The sequence below is a fragment of the Pseudomonas brassicacearum genome (genome assembly GCF_003732265.1).
Classification (GTDB): domain Bacteria; phylum Pseudomonadota; class Gammaproteobacteria; order Pseudomonadales; family Pseudomonadaceae; genus Aquipseudomonas; species Aquipseudomonas brassicacearum_D.
The window spans coordinates 803,853-821,429 of sequence record NZ_MOBK01000001.1; the positions used below are offsets into that span (position 1 = coordinate 803,853).

Consider the following 17,577-nt stretch of genomic DNA (forward strand, 5'->3'; position numbering starts at 1 on the left):
GAATGCGGCGCCCACAGTCATCTGAAGGTGTTGCCCCTGGGAAAATTTTAAAAAGATTTGAGGGATCGCGACCGACGGTTTTTGGCCGTGCAAATTGCCTGTTTTGTCGCCGGTCGTCGGTCTCTTTTCAACGCATTAAAACTTTTCTGTCCTCGTCGCTCTCAACCGCAGTCACGACCGTTTTCAAGAATGCACTGGCGATGTGCGTTAGCGCCGCGACGTCTTTTACGGGCGAAAAAAAGCGGGAGGTCAACATTCAACCTCCCGCCATTCCTTCAACGCTTTACGTCGTTCCCAATCCTCGAGAGAGATCCGCTGGATCATCAGTCCTTGCGGGTTGATCGCGTTCCGGGTTCATCTCCACGTCCGAGTGATCCGTGGTTTTGGTCACCGTATCGCGCACCGCCTCAAACCCCTCCCGAGCCTGTTGCTTGACCTTGTCGGCCAGCCCGGCGCTGGTCTTGCCCATGTAGCGTTGCTCGGTCGCCGTTGACGGCAAAGCCGCCCCCAGCATGGCACCCAATGCGATCCCCGCAGCAGCAACCATCAGCGGTTGCTCCTTGAGCAGACGGCTGAACTGATCGCCTACCACTTGCGTACTGCGCACTAAACGGTCGCTGGCGTCGTGTACCGCATGGCTGATGTTGTCGGTGGCAGCCCCGAGGTTGTCACCCAGGTTCGCCGCTTTGTCTTTCACGCTCTGGAAACCGTCCTTGAGCGTGTCGGCCGTCTGGTGCAGATGATCACGTGCACTGTCGATGCCCTCGGCCAGTCCATCGGCCCACTCCCCTACTTTGTTGTGATCGGGGCTTGCGGGATAAACCGGACGCGGGGTCGGCGGACGGTTCTGGCTCATCATCAGCCACAGCAAGCCCACCGATGTCAGCACCGCAGGCACCGGATTATTTCGAACGCTGGTCCCCAGGTTGGTCAGGAAGGTCGTGCCGTTGTTCTGCATGAACGACAACGCCTGATCAAAGGCTTGTCCCGGCGTGAACTTGCTTTCGAGGGCATCGACAATGTTGCCGATGCTCGCCCGCTGGGCATCGATATCACGCTCGATGGCTTCGGGGCTTTTTTGCGACTCGTATTCGAATTCATTGTTCATGAGACTCTCCTGCGCAGCGCTTCCTGGTCTTTGTTCAAGGCGTCCAACGTCCGATCAGGTTTCAAATGGGACGGTTCGAACTGTTTTTTTCCGGCCTGCAACATCGCGAACCCGATGATCATCACCACCACACCGACGATCAGTGCGGCCAACCACGGCGCCATCACCAGGCTCAGGCCATAGACGGCGGACATCAACAGGATGATGAACCCCGCCATCAGCACAATCGCACCGCTCGCGACCCCGGCGATGCCGGCCTTGAGCGTGGTGAGACTGGCCTGAAGCTCGGCTTTGGCCAGCGCCAGTTCCTTGGTGAACAGCGCTGGCACTTCGCGGGCTAACTGCCGTAACAGTCCGACGACAGAGACGTCAGGGTCGGGAACGGGCGCCGGTGATGGCCCCGGGAAATTGGGATCTTCTCTGTTCATCACAGTGCTCCATTGACGTTGGTCGAACCAGGGTTCGATGGCGAAGCGAAGTCCGAAGGGTGGCCGTGATCACCGGGTGTCGTCGGCGTGAAGCCGGCGGCGTGGTCAGGGCTTTGATCGGTGCGAGAGGGAACGGAAGTTTCGTAGGGGTGTTGAGCGCCAAAACCACCCGATGGCGGCATCGAGCTGCCGGCGGCTGGATCTCTGCCAGCGGTGAATGTCGCCGCAGGTGCGGTGCCCGCCTTGAGAAACCGCGACAAGCCAAAGCCCAACGCAATGCTGCCGGCAATGAACAGGGCCGGGTTGTTACGGGCCAGGTCAGCGCCGTCATGGAGCAACTGCTCCGCGCTTTTCCCGCGCAAGTTTCCCGCCAGGCCGCTCATGGACTCCGCCATGTCCACGAGGTAATCGGACATGCCAAGGGTGTCCTTGTCTTCCAGCTCTGAAACGAAAGATTTGGTCCCTTGCGCGAGTGCTTCAATCTGGTCTGCTGCCGTATCGCGGTATTGGCCAAACTGCTCATCCGCCTGCTGCCGTGCATCGCCCAGTGCTTCTGTGACGTTTTCCTTCAAGTGCTCGAAATTTTGCTCTGTGCCTCCGGTGTCGGGTTTATCGGGCTGGTTCCCGTTTGTGCTGTCTGAAGTATTCATGTCGTCCCTCGCCTTCTGATTGAAAAAGCGTTAGCAGGGTTCGCCACGAAATACCCGCAGCCCCCCGTATTCCAGATGACGGAGTGTTGTGTGGGGAGTTCCAACGGAATGATGAGTGATCCGGCAATCTCTGCAGGGAAAAGCACGATGAATAACCTGTGGCGAGGGGGCTTGCCCCCGTTGGACTGCGCAGCAGGCCCGATTTTTGGGGCCGCTTCGCTGCCCAACGGGACGGTGCGGCGTTCCGACAAGCCCCCTCACCACAGATCAGCGGTTACACGGAGGGCTCAACTTTATCCAGCACCCGGTTCGCCGTGATCTCCGCCACCATGATGCTGTTGGAAATACCCAGCAAGGCGTAGCGCGACTCACCTTCCAGATGGTCCACCAACTGATGGATCATCACATCGACCGACGCCAGCGTTTCGACCAAAAACACGGCCAGTGTTTCGGTCGTTGCCGCGGGGTCCACGGAAAACAACGTGCTGCGCGTTCGCTGAGTGGCTTTGATGTCCGCATTCGACGGAAAGTGAAAGTTGAGCGCGCGCTCGGCAGCGGCGTGGAGTTTTTTTGAGTCGAGGGTTTCGTATGGGGATACGGGATCGGTGTCTGGCGGATCTGTATCTGGCGATTCGGTTTCCGGTGGATTGGGCGTTACTTTGAACATTGGCTCTAACCTCGTAAGAGTGAGGCTGCAACCCGCTCGCGACTAAACGATAAGGAGGCAGCTGTGCACAGGTTAGTCGACCGATGAGCCAAGAAATCGGCGCGCCGAAGCGCCCTGCGCACAACCGCCATCAAGTGCAGGCATGGGATACCTGACTGAGGGACATTGTGCGTCTTGACATCAACGGGCGACTAAACCCGATCACTGATGGGCAGTGACGGGAGTCAAGTTACCGAGGGAGGCAAAGACGCACAAGCCGGCGGATTCTGGCGTAGCCGTAGGTAACGGCGCAAGGTTTTGTAGCTTTCAGGACGTAACTTCGAGAGCTCTTAAACACACGCTTTCAAGATCTGTTGAATGGGCTGACACGCAGCTCCTACAGATGCGAAAAAGGGGCGACTTTATTTTCCTGTCGTCTGAAGCCGCTCACTTCTGCGGAACAACAAAACTCACTTCCGTGTGGGTAAGAATCTTGTGAGTCGGGTCGGCCACCTCTAGAAGCACCTTATGCGTGCCCGGCGTCAGCCCAACCACGATAATCGGATCTTCACTGGTATGCGCCCATGTCCCTTTCCAGTCGTCGACGGTCACATGCAGGTGAGCGAGACGGGGCGATACTTCAGCAGCGGTCTTGCCAAATACCGGCATGACCCTGGCGTGCTCTATTTGATACTGGATGATGACAACACCGCGGGCCAGCGGCTCGGCAAGCGGCGCAAAGGCGATGAGTGTAGGCACCGCCTCGGATTCCAGCGGTAGGATTGCCGGTGGCTGATGAGGGTCTGCAATGCCTTGACCACTCGCGGCGATATAAAAAAACAAACCCGACGCAACGACCAAGATACTTCTGAGAACGACGGGCATGATTTTTCTCCCGTGAGTTAACTCAAGGCTAGATCAAATTCCACTGCATGGAGCCGGCCGGATGGGCTGCGCCGACCATCGGCATTGGCGATGATCCGGCGCAGCTCAACGTACTCGCTCGTCACTCAATGCGGCGCGCGAGGAATCGTCTTCAACAGGTCTTCAGGACTGATGTAACCCACGACCGGCTCAGCAACACTGCCCGGCAGCGGCAGGTCAAGAATATGGCCCTTGATCTTGCCGATGACGTGCATTTCGCACGGTTTGCAGTCGAACTTCAACGTCAGCACCTCGTCACCGTGCACCAGTTGCATCGGCGCGACCTTGGTGCGCACACCGGTGACGCCTTTGGCTTGCTTGGGGCACAGATTGAAGGAGAACCGCAGGCAGTGTTTGGTGATCATCACCGGCACTTCCCCGGTTTCTTCATGGGCTTCAAACGCGGCGTCGATCAGCTTGACGCCGTGGCGGTGATAGAAGTCCCGGGCCTTCTGGTTGTATACGTTGGCCAGGAACGACAAGTGCGACTCCGGATACACCGGCGGCGGCGTGGTTTCGGCCTTGCGATGTCCTCTCGGATGGGCGAGCAGGCGGGCCGCGGTCAACGCCTCGATCACTTCGCGGCGCAAGGCTTTGAGCTGCGAGTTGGGTATGAAAAACGCGTGGGGGGCATCCAGCTGGATGGCGGTCGCGTGATAGTCCGTGGTGCCCAGTTGACCGAGCAGATCGCGCAGTTGCTCCAGGGCCTGCTCCGGCTTATTGGCCAGGCCGAACGGACCGTCCAGCGACAGGCTCGCACTGACGCCCTCCTCGCTCGTGGCGGTCAGTTGCAGGCGCTGCTCATCCAGACGTGCCACCCAACTCAAACCGATACGACGCTCGGCGGAAGTCTTCTGCAAGGCTTGCTGCCAGTTGTGGTCAAGGTTGCGGCTCAGTGGATGGTTGGGCCGCAGCTTGAACATCCCGTCGGGCATCTCGTTGGGTTCGACCCGGTAGCGATAGCGCTTCTGGCCGTCTTCGAGGAATTCACCCTTGGGCTCGGCGATGTTGGCGCGGAAACCCACCACTTCGCGCTTGATCTGCACATTGAGGCCATCGCCATTGGACAGCGGCTCAAAGGTCACCACCTGCAAATCACGCTTGCCGACCTTCTCCACCACGCCCACCGACAAACCGGTGAAGGTCGGCGAGTCAAAGGCGCCGATGTCGATCTTGCGATCAGTGACGAAGTAATCGGTGCTGCCACGGTGGAAGGTCTTGTCCGGGTCGGGCACAAAGAAGTGCGCGGTGCGGCCGCTGGAGGCCCGCGCCAGGTCCGGGCGATCTTCCAGCACGTCGTCCAGACGCTGACGGTAATAGGCCGTGATGTTTTTCACATAGCCCATGTCCTTGTAGCGCCCTTCAATCTTGAACGAGCGAACCCCGGCTTCAACCAACGCCCGGATGTTGGCGCTCTGGTTGTTGTCTTTCATCGACAGCAGGTGTTTTTCGTAGGCAACGACCCGGCCCTGATCGTCCTTGAGGGTGTAAGGCAAACGACAGGCCTGGGAGCAGTCACCCCGGTTGGCGCTGCGACCGTTCTGGGCGTGGGAAATATTGCACTGCCCGGAGAACGCCACGCACAACGCGCCGTGGATGAAGAATTCGATTGCGGCATCGGTCTCGTCGGCGATGGCGCGAATTTCTTGCAGGTTCAGCTCGCGGGCCAGCACCAGTTGGGAGAAACCCGCCTGGTCCAGAAACTTTGCCCGCGCCAGCGTGCGGATGTCGGTCTGGGTGCTGGCGTGCAGCTCGATCGGCGGGATATCCAGCTCCATCACCCCCAGATCCTGAACGATCAGCGCATCGACGCCCGCATCGTACAACTGGTGGATCAGCTTGCGCGCCGGCTCCAGCTCGTTGTCATGCAGGATCGTGTTGATCGTGGTGAACACGCGGGCGTGGTAGCGACGGGCGAACTCCACGAGTTGCGCAATATCGCTGACTTCGTTGCAGGCGTTGTGCCGGGCGCCGAAGCTCGGGCCACCGATGTACACGGCGTCGGCACCATGCAGGATAGCCTCGCGAGCGATGCTCACGTCACGGGCGGGGCTGAGCAATTCCAGGTGATGTTTGGGAAGAGACATATTTTTTATCTGGTTATCACGGTAGGAGCGCATTGTAGCCGGCAAAATCGGGTTGGGCACGTGGGGCGACGGAATGGGGGTGTTGCTCGTCGGTGGCGTTCAGCGTGTCGAGGGTTTTGGTTTTGACAGGTAACTAACGGCCAGGAGCAGACAGTGGACAAAAGCACCCTGCACATCGTAGAAAGGGCCTCGGCGCAAAACTTGTGCATCATGCAGAGGGTGCCTTGACCGTGCGCGGCTGCATGAAAATCAACCTGCAAATCGTCAGCACAAATGCAGACGTCCAAAACTTCTATGAATCTCTGGGCTATTCGGAGTCACCCCATGTCAAAGCTATATCCCAGTATCGATCCCGAGGGGCTGGTCGAGTACTCAGTGGTCTACACCGACCGCTCGCTCAACCACATGTCGCAGTCATTTCAAGGCATGATGAAGAACATTTCCACGACCCTGAAACAGGTCTACAACGCCCAAGCTGTTGCAGTGGTCCCGGGCAGCGGCACATTCGGCATGGAAGCGGTGGCGCGACAGTTCGCCACCAACCAGCAATGCCTGGTGATACGCAACGGCTGGTTCAGTTATCGCTGGAGCCAGATCCTTGAGATGGGCAACATTCCGGCGGCCACCACGGTGCTGAAAGCCCGACCGGTCGACACCGGTCGCCAGGCTGCCTACGCACCACCGCCTCTGAACGAAGTGCTGGCAGCCATCCAGGCGCAGAAGCCGCAGATTGTCTTTGCCCCCCACGTTGAAACCTCATCAGGGATTATCCTGCCCGACGAGTACCTGCGGGCTGTCGGCGACGCCGTGCATGCGGTGGGTGGCCTGTTCGTGCTGGACTGCATCGCCTCAGGCACGCTATGGGTCGATATGCACAAATGCGCAGTCGACCTGCTGATCAGCGCACCGCAGAAAGGCTGGAGCGCCTCCCCGTGCTGCGCCCTGGTGATGCTCAGTGCTTTGGCTCTGGAGCGCATCGAACAGACGCAGAGCAGCAGCTTCGCCTGCGACCTGAAAAAGTGGCTTCAGATCATGCAGGCCTACGAACAGGGCGGACATGCCTACCATGCGACCATGCCCAGCGACTCCCTCGCGCGGTTTAACGAAGTGATGAAAGAGACGCAAGCCTACGGTTTCGACAAGGTCCGCGGCGAACAACAGGCTCTGGGCGATCGGGTGCGCGCAATGTTGACCGGCAAAGGCTTCAAAAGCGTGGCCGCAGCCGGCTTTCAAGCCCCTGGCGTAGTGGTGAGCTACACCGATGACGCCGACATCAAGAGCGGCAAGAAATTTGCCAACCACGGCCTGCAGATCGCCGCCGGAGTGCCGTTGCAATGCGACGAGCCGGCCGACTTCCAGACCTTCCGCATCGGTCTGTTCGGACTCGAAAAACTGCACAATATCGAGCGCACGGTCAGCACCCTCGAGCAGGCACTGGAAGAGGTGATGGTTAACTAAGCCCTCATCGTGCCCGCAGCAGATACCGAACGTGTGAATTCAAGGAAGGTATCCTGCCCTGGGCACTGGCGGCCCTGGCGCTGATCTTCGACGGTATGACGCTGGTCGCCCGGACGTCGTTTTAGAACCACATGGGAAAGCCCGGGAAGGTGTTATCACCCCACTTGGGGTCAATTTAGAGTAGGTCCAAAGAGGAGTCCGCCATGACCGTAGTCGATCGCCTCAGGTATTTGCGCGTCGTTCTTGTTTTGGCTGGCCTCGCGTGCCTTGCTCTCTACCCACTTATGTTGTTCTGGCCGTCCGGTTGGGCCTGGCACGCCGGTCACTCGGACTACCCGATGATGATCGTTGGCATCTACGCCACACTTGGCGTGTTCTTGATCCTGGCCGCACGTGATCCATTAGCCAATCTGAGCCTGATCTGGTTCACCGTGTGGTCTAGCGCCATACACGGGGGAATCATGGCCGTCCAGGCGGCCACCCAGCCGGGGCAAATGGGGCACTTGGCAGGTGACGTGCCGGCGCTCTTCATCGTGGCGGTTGCCTTGGCCATCTTGGCGCCCCGCTCGCAATTGGCCGCTCGGCCCCGGACACACGATGGGGCTTAGGAACAAAGGGGACGGATTTATTTTTAAAGGAACAAAGGGGACGGATTTATTTTTAAAGGCGTTTTTGCGCCCAGTGTCATAAATAAATCAGTCCCCTTTTTTGCTTTTTTTGCTCGGTTAGCCAGCCGTTAATCGTGTCCGTTATGGCCGTTCTGCTGCATAGCTTTGAGAATACCGTCCAAGTTGTAAGTTTCCGGCGCCTGCATTGGCGGGAAATCCTTGTACGACATTAACTCCTTCTCCCAAAGCAATTGTCCGATTGGCAGCATGTTCCAGTTGTAGATATAGGCGTTACCCGGTGAGCCCAAGGCACCGCCATAGCCCGTGATGGACTTAGCGTCAGCGCCGACTGTTGTTTCAAAGGGGTCGCGCTTGAGGTTGAGCAGTTGGGTCCAGTGGAAAGTGGTAGCACCATACAACCCGCCCGTCGCGGTGTCCGGCACCATGGTGTAATACATCTTCCAGTTTTTGTAGCGCACAGCCGAAGGTTGCGAGCCGGTGTAATAGAAGAAGGTGTCACGCGCCGACTTGTCGGACTTGCCCATCAGGTAGTCAGTCTGATCCACACCGTCGAGCTTGGTTTTGACGATGCCGGGGTACTTGCCCGCCATGATCTGCTCATTCAGCTCGTTACCTTTCTTGCCACCCGCGATGTTGACCAAGGTCGGCACCCAGTCGAGAGAGGCGAAGATGTCGGTCAGGACCGTGCCTGGCTTGATGACCCCAGGCCAGCGCATGACCAGCGGAGCGCGCATGCCGCCCTCCCAGGTGGTCAACTTGCCGCCCTTGAACGGGGTAGTACCGCCATCCGGAAAGGTAATGGTTTCCGCGCCGTTGTCGGTAGTGAAGACGACAATGGTGTTGTCCAACTGGCCCATGTCTTCGAGTTTCTTCAAGACATAACCGATATTGTCATCCAGCTGCTTCATGCCCGCTTCATTGGTGCCCCAGTCCTTACCGCCGGCTTCACCGACCATGGCGTCATACTTGGGTGGCAGTACCGTGGTGATGTGCATGCGTGCCGGGTTGTACCAGACGAAGAACGGTTTGTTGGTCTTTTTCGGATCGTTGCGGTCGAGGAAGTCGATAACTTTGGTGGATATTTCTTCATCCACAGACTTCGAGCGTTCCAGCGTCAGCGGCCCTTCGTCCTTGCAAGTGGTGTTTTTCTGCGTACCGTCGCTGGAGACACAGGAGAGTACCGGACGTGGCGGCGTCAGGCAGGTACCGTCCCGTGGATCGATCGCGCCAGGTACGTCCGGCAGCCCATTGATAGGCGTGGCCTTGCAGGGGGGTGCGATGCCCTGCTCTTGCGGGGTTTTGTTGATGTCGACAAAGCTTACGCCCTGCATCGCATCGAGGTGGTAGAGGTAGCCCCAGAACTCCTGGAAGCCGTGGGAAGTCGGCAGTGCCTCAAAGTTATCACCCAAATGGTTTTTGCCGAATTCGCCAGTGGTATAGCCCAGATCAAGTAAAAACCTGGACAGTGCTGGCGTACCAGGACGCAGCCACGATGGGCTGCCGGGCAATTGCGGTGGAATCATGCCGGTACGCAACGGGTGCATTCCGGTAAAAAAAGCGTTGCGCCCTGCCGTACAACTCTGCTCGGCGTAGTAGGTCATGAACTTCGCACCTTCTTGGGCGATGCGATCAATATTCGGCGTTTCACCGACCGCCAGCCCCTGGTGATAGATGCTGGGCTGCATCCAACCAATGTCATCCGCCATGATGAACATGATGTTGGGTTTATTATCGGCAGCTTGAGTCACTGCCGACATGCTGGCTCCCCCCACCAGACTACCGAACGCCAACCCCGCTAGTAAAAGTTTTCGCAGTTTCATGAATTTGATCCTCTTCCAGTTGATTCACATAAGTACCCATCTCGAATACGTTGTGTTCTCATCTCTCAAGGCTCAAAAATTTCAACTGCCCCGTCCTCATACTGACGGTCATCCGTCATTGGTGTGGCATCCTTATTATCTTGAGCTTTGACCGCAATGGCGTGTGGCTCTCATGGCGCAAATACCCGGAATTCAGCCCTACCACTAACAGGATGGTGAGTATAGACGCGCATTTATAAGGTGCCGGCCGGCAGAAACTCGGGGAACGGGCTTTCAACGTTTCTGCGTCTCCTTATGGAAACCTCTATCACCCAGCCCATCCTGGAACAAATGGAACAAAGGGGACGAATTTATTTTTAAAGGCGTTTTTGCGCCCAAGTCATAAATAAATCAGTCCCCTTTTTTACCTTTTTTAGCAGCGTGTCCCGTCCTGCGGGCGACTGTGGCGGAATGCGGTTTAGCGTTTCTGCCAGAAGACATGGTCACGAAGGAGCTGGCTGACGGCAGTCTGGTGCGGGTACTGGAGGATTGGTGCCAGCCCTTTGCGGGCTACCATCTTTACTATCCGAATCGGCGTGAGCACTCGTCAGCGTTTGGCGTTGTGGTGGATGCGCTGCGCTATAAACGCTGAATTACCAGACATCATGACGTCTCTGCGATATTCGCGATGTGAAAAAGGTTGTCACTGCGGCGAGTACCAGCAAGATAGCGCTTGCGAGAAAAGTCGTGCGATAGCCGCTCCCGTCAAACAACAGCCCGCCGAGGGTAGAGCCCAGCGCAATGGATAGCTGAATGACTGCCACCATCAGGCCGCCACCGGCTTCAGCATCCGTGGGCAACGCCTTGGCCAACCACGACCACCACCCCACAGGTGCCGCCGTCGCGAACAGTCCCCACAGCCCCAGTAATACAAAAACAGCCACGACGCCACCGCCAAGGACAATCAAGGACAGAGCAATGGCGGCCATCAAGAGTGGAATGCTGACCAGTACGCGGTACATGCCGGTTTTCAGGAAACTGCCGATCAGAACGGTTCCGACAAAACCCGCCACGCCGATGACCAGCAGGATCATCGACAACAGGGAGACATCTACACCCGTAACGGTCTCCAGAAACGGGCGCAGATAGGTGAACAATACAAACTGCCCCATGAAAAAAATACCCACGCTCAACATGCCGAAACGGACCAACCGGCTCTTGAACAATCGAAAGACATTGCCAGCGCCCGCTTTACGCGGCGCCGCCGTCATGGCTGGCAGGCTGATCCACTGCCAGATCAACGCGACGATCGCTACCGGAATCAGGCAGAAAAAAGCACCCCGCCAACCGATGACACTCCCCAGATAGCTTCCCAGTGGGGCGGCCACTACGGTTGCCAAAGCATTACCGCCGTTGAAGACAGCCAGCGCCTTGGGCACGCTATGCGGCGGTACCAGGCGCATGGCCATTGCCGCCGACATCGACCAGAACCCACCGATCACCACGCCGATCAGCGCACGCCCCAACATGTACACCGTATAGTTTGGCGCCAGACCGACCACCAGCCCCGATACGCACATAATCCCGGTCAGTAGCAGCAACAGCGTCTTGCGGTCCATTGCGCCCGCAAGCCTGGAAATCGAAAGGCTTGTCAGCACCGCGAAGGCGCCGGAGATGGCGATCCCATAGCCGGCCAGTCCTTCACTGACTTGCAGGTCCGATGCAATCGGCGTGAGCAAACTGACAGGCATGAACTCTGAGGCGATCAGCGCGAACACGCACAGTGTCATCGCAAAGATGCCACTCCAGTAAGTCGGGAGCTCCCCGGTCCCCGACGTGCCGAGGGCATCACCTGTCAGGGTGTCGAATACAGGTGTCTCGCTCATCATCAGTACTCCGTTCCAGATAGGTGACAGAGCTTGACGGATTCGAGATACCTTGATTAGTAGGTGTAATCTTCATGCAGCCTTGAGAAAAACTCAGCAATGGCCAATACCAAAGTCAACGATCTCCAAGCTTTTCTGGCAGTGGCGCGCGATCAAAGCTTTACCAAAGCCGCCGCCAAACTGGGCGTTACGCCTTCTGCGCTGAGTCATACGATCCGTGCGCTTGAACAAAGACTGGGGATACGACTGCTGGCCCGCACGACACGCAATGTTTCGCCGACAGAGGCTGGCGAACGATTGATGCGCTCGATTGCCCCGCTTTTTGATCAGATCGCTGTCGAGATTGAAGCCTTGAGCGAACTACGGGACAAGCCCAGTGGCACGATTCGTATTTCCTGCACTGACGATCAGATTGAGTTGTGCATTCGGCCGATGCTTGCAGGCTTCTTGAAGAATTACCCGGATATCACCCTGGAGTTCTACGTCGACTATGGATTCACCAACGTGGTCGAAGAACGTTTCGATGCCGGCATTCGCCTGGGCGAATCGATCAGCAAGGACATGATTGCGGTTCGCATAGGACCGGACTGGCGGTTGGCGGTGGTGGGATCTCCAGCGTATTTCGAACGCAACCCGACACCCACAACCCCCTATGAGCTGACCGGGCATGACTGCGTGAATATCCGACACAGGCCATCAGGGGTGATTTACGCCTGGGAGTTTGAACGTGATGGCCAGGCGTTTACGGTCAAGGCCGATGGACAACTTGTTTTCAACAGCATCATGCATGTGCTCAATGCCGCCGTTGATGGCATTGGTCTGGCCTATGTACCGGAGGAGTTGGTCGCACCGTATCTGGCCGACGGCCGACTCCAAGAAGTCCTGGCCGACTGGTGTCCCGAGTTTCAGGGTTACCACTTGTATTACCCCAACAGACGCCAGACGTCTCCCGCTTTTTCTGCATTGGTGGAGGCGCTGAAATATAGAAACTGAGTGTTCTGTATTCGACGCGCTGCAACGTCTGTCATGGGTCTAAATCAGTCAACCGGCGTCAATTTGATACGGTTATTTATCGTGGATCTGAGTCTGTTATGTGGCTGGGTCGGTGTTCTATAAAGAGCGCGATCGGAGTGCGAGCGGACTGCACCCTGCCGCCCACTTTTCCAGACTCTTTGAAGATCGGATGGTCTCGGCAGTCCTCAGGAACCATCATGAATACCCTCTGCACGAGCTTTCACAGCGTGGGTCTCCCCGAGTCGCAGCGTGACATTCTCGGCATGATCGCGACCAATCATCCACTGGGCGACATCCTTGCCGCCATCTGTTTGATGCTCGACGCACAAGAAGCTGACACGCGTTGTTCGATACTGCTCACCGATGCTCAGGGCAAGCATCTGCTGAACGGTGCGGCGCCTGGTCTACCGCCTGAATTCAGTCAGGCGATCCATGGCATGTCCATCGGTCCACAGGAAGGGACCTGTGGCACCGCAGCATTCCGGCGCGAGTTGGTGGTCACCGTCGACATTGCCCGGGATCCGGGCTGGGAGCGTTTTCGGAGTCTGGCGCTGGGGCACAATCTGCGCTCCTGCTGGTCGTTGCCGTTATTCTCGCATCAGGGCTGCGTGGTGGGGACGTTTGCGCTGTACCAGGATCGGGTAAATGGACCGAATGAGGCGCAGATTCAACGGCTGACCTGTGCGGCGCAGCTGGCGGCCATTGCGATTCGCCATGAGCGTGACGGCCACCGTCTGGAGGAAAGCGAACAACGTTTTCGGTCATTGTTTACCTACAACCCCAATCCGGTGTTCGCCCTCGATCTGGCCGGCAATATCCAAAGTGTGAATTCAGCAGGCCTGAAGCTGAAACCGCACACCGCAACCGACTTCATCGGTCATCACTTTTCCCATCTGGTGCTCGAAGAGGACCTGGAACGGGTCAGTCGGCATTTTTCCGCTGCCCGCGCCGGAGAGCCGCAACGCTTCGAGGCACGGGTTCGCGACGAGAGCGAAAAACTGTTGACCATGGACATCTCCAACCTGCCGATCATGGTCAATGGAGAGATCGTCGGGGTATTTGGCATTGCCCGGGACATCAGCGAGCAGAAGCATTACGAGCGCCAATTGAGCTTCAATGCCAGCCATGACCGGCTAACCGGTTTGCTTAACCGTGTGTCGCTGGAAGACCGGCTTATTCTGGATTGTCACATCAGTCGTCGGCGCAAGCGTCGTCTGGCGGTGATGTGCATTGATCTGGATGGATTCAAATCCATCAACGATTCGATCGGACACTACTTCGGCGATCAGGTGCTGATTGAGGTGGCGCAGCGTATGACCCAGCAGGTTCGTCCCGGGGATACCATCGTGCGCATGGGCGGTGATGAATTTATCGTCATGCTGCCGGACCTGCTTCGTGATGAGGACGTTGTACCGGTGGCCGAGCGGTTGATGGCCAGCATTGCCAGACCCTACTGCATCCAGGGCATTGACCTGCACGTGAGTGCAAGTATCGGCATCACCCTGAGTGATGGTCACATCGAGCAGCCGATGCAGCTGATCCAGCAAGCTGACATGGCCATGTACAAAGCCAAGCAGCAAGGGCGCAACAACTTTCAGTGGTACACCAGCGATCTCAATCAGCGCGTTTGCGAACACGCGAGCCTGCGCAATGACCTGCAAAAGGCTATCGAAACTCAATCGTTCAAGCTGCATTATCAACCGCAGATAGACGCGCGCACCGGTCGGGTAGTCGGGATCGAAGCGTTGCTGCGTTGGCAGCATCCGGAAAAAGGATTTATCTCACCAGCGGTGTTTGTGCCGGTGGCAGAAGACAGTGGTCAGATCATCCCGCTGAGCCTTTGGGTACTCGATACGGCCTGCGCGCAGCTGCGCCAGCTAGGCGATCAGGGCCTGACAGGCATCTCGATGGCCGTGAATATTTCGCCGATGCATTTCCAGCGTGGCCAGTTTGTTGAGTGTATCCAGGCAGTGCTGAGCAAGCACGGACTTGGCGCCGGGCAGTTGGAACTGGAGATTACCGAGTCGCTCTTGCTGCATAACGTTGAACAGGCAATCGATACGTTGCGCCGGCTCAAGGCCCTGGGTGTACGCATTGCGCTCGATGATTTCGGCACCGGTTTTTCCAGCCTCAGCTACCTCAAGCGTTTGCCCATCGACAAGATCAAGATTGACCGCTCGTTCATCCAGGATATCGCCACCGACCATCACGATGCGGCAATCACTCAAGGCATTATTTCCATGGCCCATCACCTCCGCCTGACAGTGGTCGCTGAAGGTGTGGAAACGGCGTCTCAGGTGAATTTCCTGAAGGGCAGTCGTTGCGATATTTTCCAGGGCTATTACTTTGCCAAACCGATGCCATACGAAGCACTTGAGATTTTCCTGGGCACCGGGACGCTTGATGCTTGATGGATTCCTTTCGATTGCGGCCCTTCGTGACAGACGCAGCGTGGCGCAGTCTGTTTTTGATTCAAGGTTGCTTGCGGAAGAACAAGGTGATCTGGCCTACCTCCACCCCGAACTTGGTCATGAACGAGCGATTGATCATAGTGTTCTTGTCCATAAGGTACATCCAGTCGTCTAACTGAACCTGATACACCTTGCCATCCACCGGCAGGCTCAGCACATAGTTCCAGCGCAGTGTATTGCCTGCCACCTCACCAAGCGCCTCGCCCACCACGTCGCCAGCGGTTCCGCGCCATTGGCTGGAGCCAGCCGGGGTTAACGTCCACACGCGTTTTTGCTGGGTACCGTCGCTGTACGTAAATGATTCGTCGAGTATCAGCTTGCTACCTTCGGAGTGACCAATGATCTCCACGTGGAAGCGCTTGGTGACCTCGCCAGAACGCTTTTGAAACATACCCCAGGCTTCAACCCGACCCTCGAAGAATTCTCTCAGCTCAAGCGTGGGCGTCTCCTGGCTGTAGGTTTGCACATCCACCCGGCTGCAACTTGCAAGGCCAATACAAAGCAGCAGTATCCCTATCTTCAACATGTGCATTTCCTCAACGGTTTCAGGGTTTGGCGGCTCCCAGCAATTGGGCGCGCAGCTCCGGGTTGCGTGTTCGGGGGTCAAGCCATATAGAAAAAAAGGCTTTGGCGAACGCAACATCTCTCACCACATGCCGAAGGTTCTCACCGACGTAAAAACGTGCGCCCTCTCCAGGCATGTAAACTCCAGTGATGCGGTCACCGGCACGCACATCGACAAACGCCTGAAACATCTCCGACTCCCAGCGGGCCATCAGCTCTGAATTCAGAGTGTTGGGCGACAGGCGACGGATTTCCTTGATGCTGGCCTCAACCAGATCATCGCGACTAATAGCGCGACTGTAGGTCAGCTCCAGCGCAAAAGGCACATCCGCATCCAGCGTTTCACCGGCAATGAGGCGTGAGCTCCAGAACTGCGCGCTGTAAATGGAAAACCCGAATACGCGCATCTCCCCGTAACCCAGCCGACGAGCATTGGGAATAGCTTCGCGCCAATCAGCAAATAGTTCTGCGCTCTGGAGCATCAGAACAAAACAGATAGCGTGGTGGATTAAGCGGCTCGTCTGCCTGGTCATGCAAAGCCCTCGATATGACTCAATAGGCGCCTTTAAAAGTTATACCAAATACTTAATTTGTACAGCTAACGTTTAAAACTCGACTGTACCCACAAAAACGGAAACCACGGCCCCGGTCAAATGACTTGATTGACACGCACTTGAAGGCTATCTGCGTCGAAAAACAGGCGAGTGCGAGGCACGCATTGAAGAAAATTTTCCGCCAATGAGTGGTACCAGCGGTCAGCTTCGGCGCGCATTGATGATGCCGGCAGCGTCTTCTGGTGATCTGGAGGTCAGCAACAGGTGCTGAAGTGGACACTGTCCGTTGGCTTTTGAGGCCTGTCTGGCACAAGACATATACAAACTTATCCGGCACGTACAACAAAAAGCAGTGGCCACTCACGGTCAGGCGCCACGAGTTTGTCTCGCATCAATGTCCGCAATGGGTCGCTGTCTGCCTCTCGCGACGGGCAGTTATTGGCCAAAAGCCGTCGTTTGACAGGGAATCATAAATCCGCCCCTGTTCCCGCATCAGCGAGGCAATTGCGCTCGGATTACAGCAGGCGTGGCTCGAACATGCCGTTGGCGATCATCGACGCGGGCTCTTCATTGCCATGCGGCTGGCAGAGGAATTCGCGTATCACTTCGGCGGTCCGCCTGGCGCTGGTCACCACGAAAAAATGCCCCTCGCCCTGCAGGACGTAAAGTTCGGCACAGCGAATGGTGCGGCGCAGGATCTGCGCGTTGTACAGCCGCACCAGAGTGTCGCGTTCACCGGTGAGGATCAGCGTGCGCTGGCGTAGGCGTGACAACCGCAGCAGGCTCGTCCAGCCGACCAAGGCGGTGAGTTGGTGGTAATAGGTTCGCGGATTGACCGTAAGCATGCCGTTTACCACACCGAAGCGCAGCAGCGTCTGTAGCGAATTGCGCGAGCCTTCTTGCTTCCCCGATCTGGCGCTTTTGCTCCTGCCAAAAAAATCCAGGATATCGGCGGGCTTCATCAACATCGCCGGGCCGGCCGAGGTCGCCGCGAGGATCAAGCGGCGCACCATGCTCGGGTGACGCAGGACGAATTCTTGCGCCAATGCGCCGCCCCAACTCACGCCGAACACATCGACCTGCTCGATTCCCAATTGCTTGAGCATTTCAGCGATCAGGTCAGCATGGCGCGGCAGACGCATCGGCCAGCGGGGCATTTGCGATTTGCCGACCCCGGGCACGTCCAGCGTAATGGTCCTGTAGTCCACCAGTTCATTGCGCAGGGGATCGAAGGTACGGATCAAACCACCCAGGCCATTGAGCAAGAGCAGCGGCGAGCCTTGGCCGCGGATTGAAACGTTCAACTGCAAGTCTTTAATGGTCAATTTGTGCGTTGTCATGGCTTCCACCTTCGCCTAC

15 protein-coding genes and 2 pseudogenes are annotated in these 17,577 nt (G+C 57.3%); 6 read left to right on the forward strand and 11 right to left on the reverse strand.

Features of this window, described 5'->3' with window-relative positions; translation table 11 throughout:
- Positions 1-283: 283 nt before the first annotated feature.
- The 6 genes from BK660_RS03840 to BK660_RS03865 form a co-directional block, all read right to left on the reverse strand.
- A complete protein-coding gene (locus BK660_RS03840) occupies positions 284-1,108 on the reverse strand; it encodes a DUF3618 domain-containing protein (RefSeq protein WP_123432155.1) in 825 nt (274 codons plus the stop codon).
- On the reverse strand, positions 1,105-1,536 hold the full coding sequence (locus tag BK660_RS03845; RefSeq protein ID WP_123432156.1) for a phage holin family protein: 432 nt from the start codon (positions 1,534-1,536) through the stop codon (positions 1,105-1,107). Before BK660_RS03845 ends, BK660_RS03840 begins: the two co-directional genes overlap by 4 nt.
- Positions 1,536-2,186 (reverse strand): hypothetical protein, encoded by a 651-nt coding sequence (locus BK660_RS03850; protein ID WP_123432157.1) that lies wholly within the window; start codon positions 2,184-2,186, stop codon positions 1,536-1,538. The genes BK660_RS03845 and BK660_RS03850 overlap by 1 nt, the downstream gene beginning before the upstream one ends.
- 274 nt (positions 2,187-2,460) lie before the next feature.
- The gene (locus BK660_RS03855; RefSeq protein ID WP_123432158.1) at positions 2,461-2,853 is read right to left on the reverse strand and encodes a DUF6124 family protein; all 393 of its coding nucleotides are present in this window, start codon (positions 2,851-2,853) and stop codon (positions 2,461-2,463) included.
- A 426-nt stretch (positions 2,854-3,279) separates the two neighbouring features.
- Positions 3,280-3,717, reverse strand: a complete 438-nt coding sequence (locus BK660_RS03860; protein ID WP_123432159.1) for a DUF6130 family protein — start codon at positions 3,715-3,717, stop codon at positions 3,280-3,282.
- Between the two features lie 125 nt (positions 3,718-3,842).
- On the reverse strand, positions 3,843-5,843 hold the full coding sequence (locus BK660_RS03865; protein WP_123432160.1) for a peptidase U32 family protein: 2,001 nt from the start codon (positions 5,841-5,843) through the stop codon (positions 3,843-3,845).
- A gap of 176 nt (positions 5,844-6,019) precedes the next feature.
- Here BK660_RS03865 and BK660_RS03870 point away from each other — a divergent pair.
- The 3 genes and pseudogenes from BK660_RS03870 to BK660_RS03880 form a co-directional block, all read left to right on the forward strand.
- A pseudogene (locus BK660_RS03870) lies at positions 6,020-6,151 on the forward strand (GNAT family N-acetyltransferase); the annotation flags it as partial.
- A 16-nt stretch (positions 6,152-6,167) separates the two neighbouring features.
- Complete coding sequence (locus tag BK660_RS03875) at positions 6,168-7,301, forward strand: pyridoxal-phosphate-dependent aminotransferase family protein (protein WP_123432161.1); 1,134 nt, start codon at positions 6,168-6,170, stop codon at positions 7,299-7,301.
- 203 nt (positions 7,302-7,504) lie between these two features.
- A complete protein-coding gene (locus BK660_RS03880) occupies positions 7,505-7,909 on the forward strand; it encodes a DUF6632 domain-containing protein (RefSeq protein ID WP_123432162.1) in 405 nt (134 codons plus the stop codon).
- A 128-nt stretch (positions 7,910-8,037) separates the two neighbouring features.
- Here BK660_RS03880 and BK660_RS03885 read toward each other — a convergent pair whose 3' ends face one another.
- Positions 8,038-9,687, reverse strand: coding sequence for an arylsulfatase (locus BK660_RS03885; RefSeq protein WP_123432163.1), 1,650 nt, complete (start codon positions 9,685-9,687; stop codon positions 8,038-8,040).
- 487 nt (positions 9,688-10,174) lie between these two features.
- Here BK660_RS03885 and BK660_RS03890 point away from each other — a divergent pair.
- A pseudogene (locus tag BK660_RS03890) lies at positions 10,175-10,381 on the forward strand (LysR substrate-binding domain-containing protein); the annotation flags it as partial.
- A 1-nt stretch (position 10,382) separates the two neighbouring features.
- On the opposite strand, the gene BK660_RS03895 reads toward BK660_RS03890, so the two are convergent.
- The gene (locus BK660_RS03895) at positions 10,383-11,615 is read right to left on the reverse strand and encodes an MFS transporter (protein ID WP_123432164.1); all 1,233 of its coding nucleotides are present in this window, start codon (positions 11,613-11,615) and stop codon (positions 10,383-10,385) included.
- 99 nt (positions 11,616-11,714) lie between these two features.
- Between BK660_RS03895 and BK660_RS03900 the strand changes: the two genes are divergently transcribed.
- Both BK660_RS03900 and BK660_RS03905 read left to right on the forward strand, forming a co-directional pair.
- Positions 11,715-12,608: a LysR family transcriptional regulator gene (locus BK660_RS03900; RefSeq protein WP_123432165.1), complete on the forward strand. Its 894-nt coding sequence runs from the start codon at positions 11,715-11,717 to the stop codon at positions 12,606-12,608.
- A 218-nt stretch (positions 12,609-12,826) separates the two neighbouring features.
- Positions 12,827-15,040 carry a putative bifunctional diguanylate cyclase/phosphodiesterase gene (locus tag BK660_RS03905; RefSeq protein WP_123432166.1) on the forward strand — a complete coding sequence of 738 codons (2,214 nt, stop codon included), beginning with the start codon at positions 12,827-12,829 and terminating at the stop codon, positions 15,038-15,040.
- 61 nt (positions 15,041-15,101) lie between these two features.
- On the opposite strand, the gene BK660_RS03910 is transcribed toward BK660_RS03905, so the two are convergent.
- From BK660_RS03910 to BK660_RS03920, 3 genes are all read right to left on the reverse strand, one after another.
- On the reverse strand, positions 15,102-15,626 hold the full coding sequence (locus tag BK660_RS03910; protein WP_123432167.1) for a DUF3833 domain-containing protein: 525 nt from the start codon (positions 15,624-15,626) through the stop codon (positions 15,102-15,104).
- Positions 15,627-15,645: 19 nt separating this feature from the next.
- Positions 15,646-16,197, reverse strand: coding sequence for a chalcone isomerase family protein (locus BK660_RS03915; protein ID WP_123432168.1), 552 nt, complete (start codon positions 16,195-16,197; stop codon positions 15,646-15,648).
- A gap of 536 nt (positions 16,198-16,733) precedes the next feature.
- On the reverse strand, positions 16,734-17,558 hold the full coding sequence (locus BK660_RS03920) for an alpha/beta fold hydrolase (RefSeq protein WP_123432169.1): 825 nt from the start codon (positions 17,556-17,558) through the stop codon (positions 16,734-16,736).
- Positions 17,559-17,577: the final 19 nt, after the last annotated feature.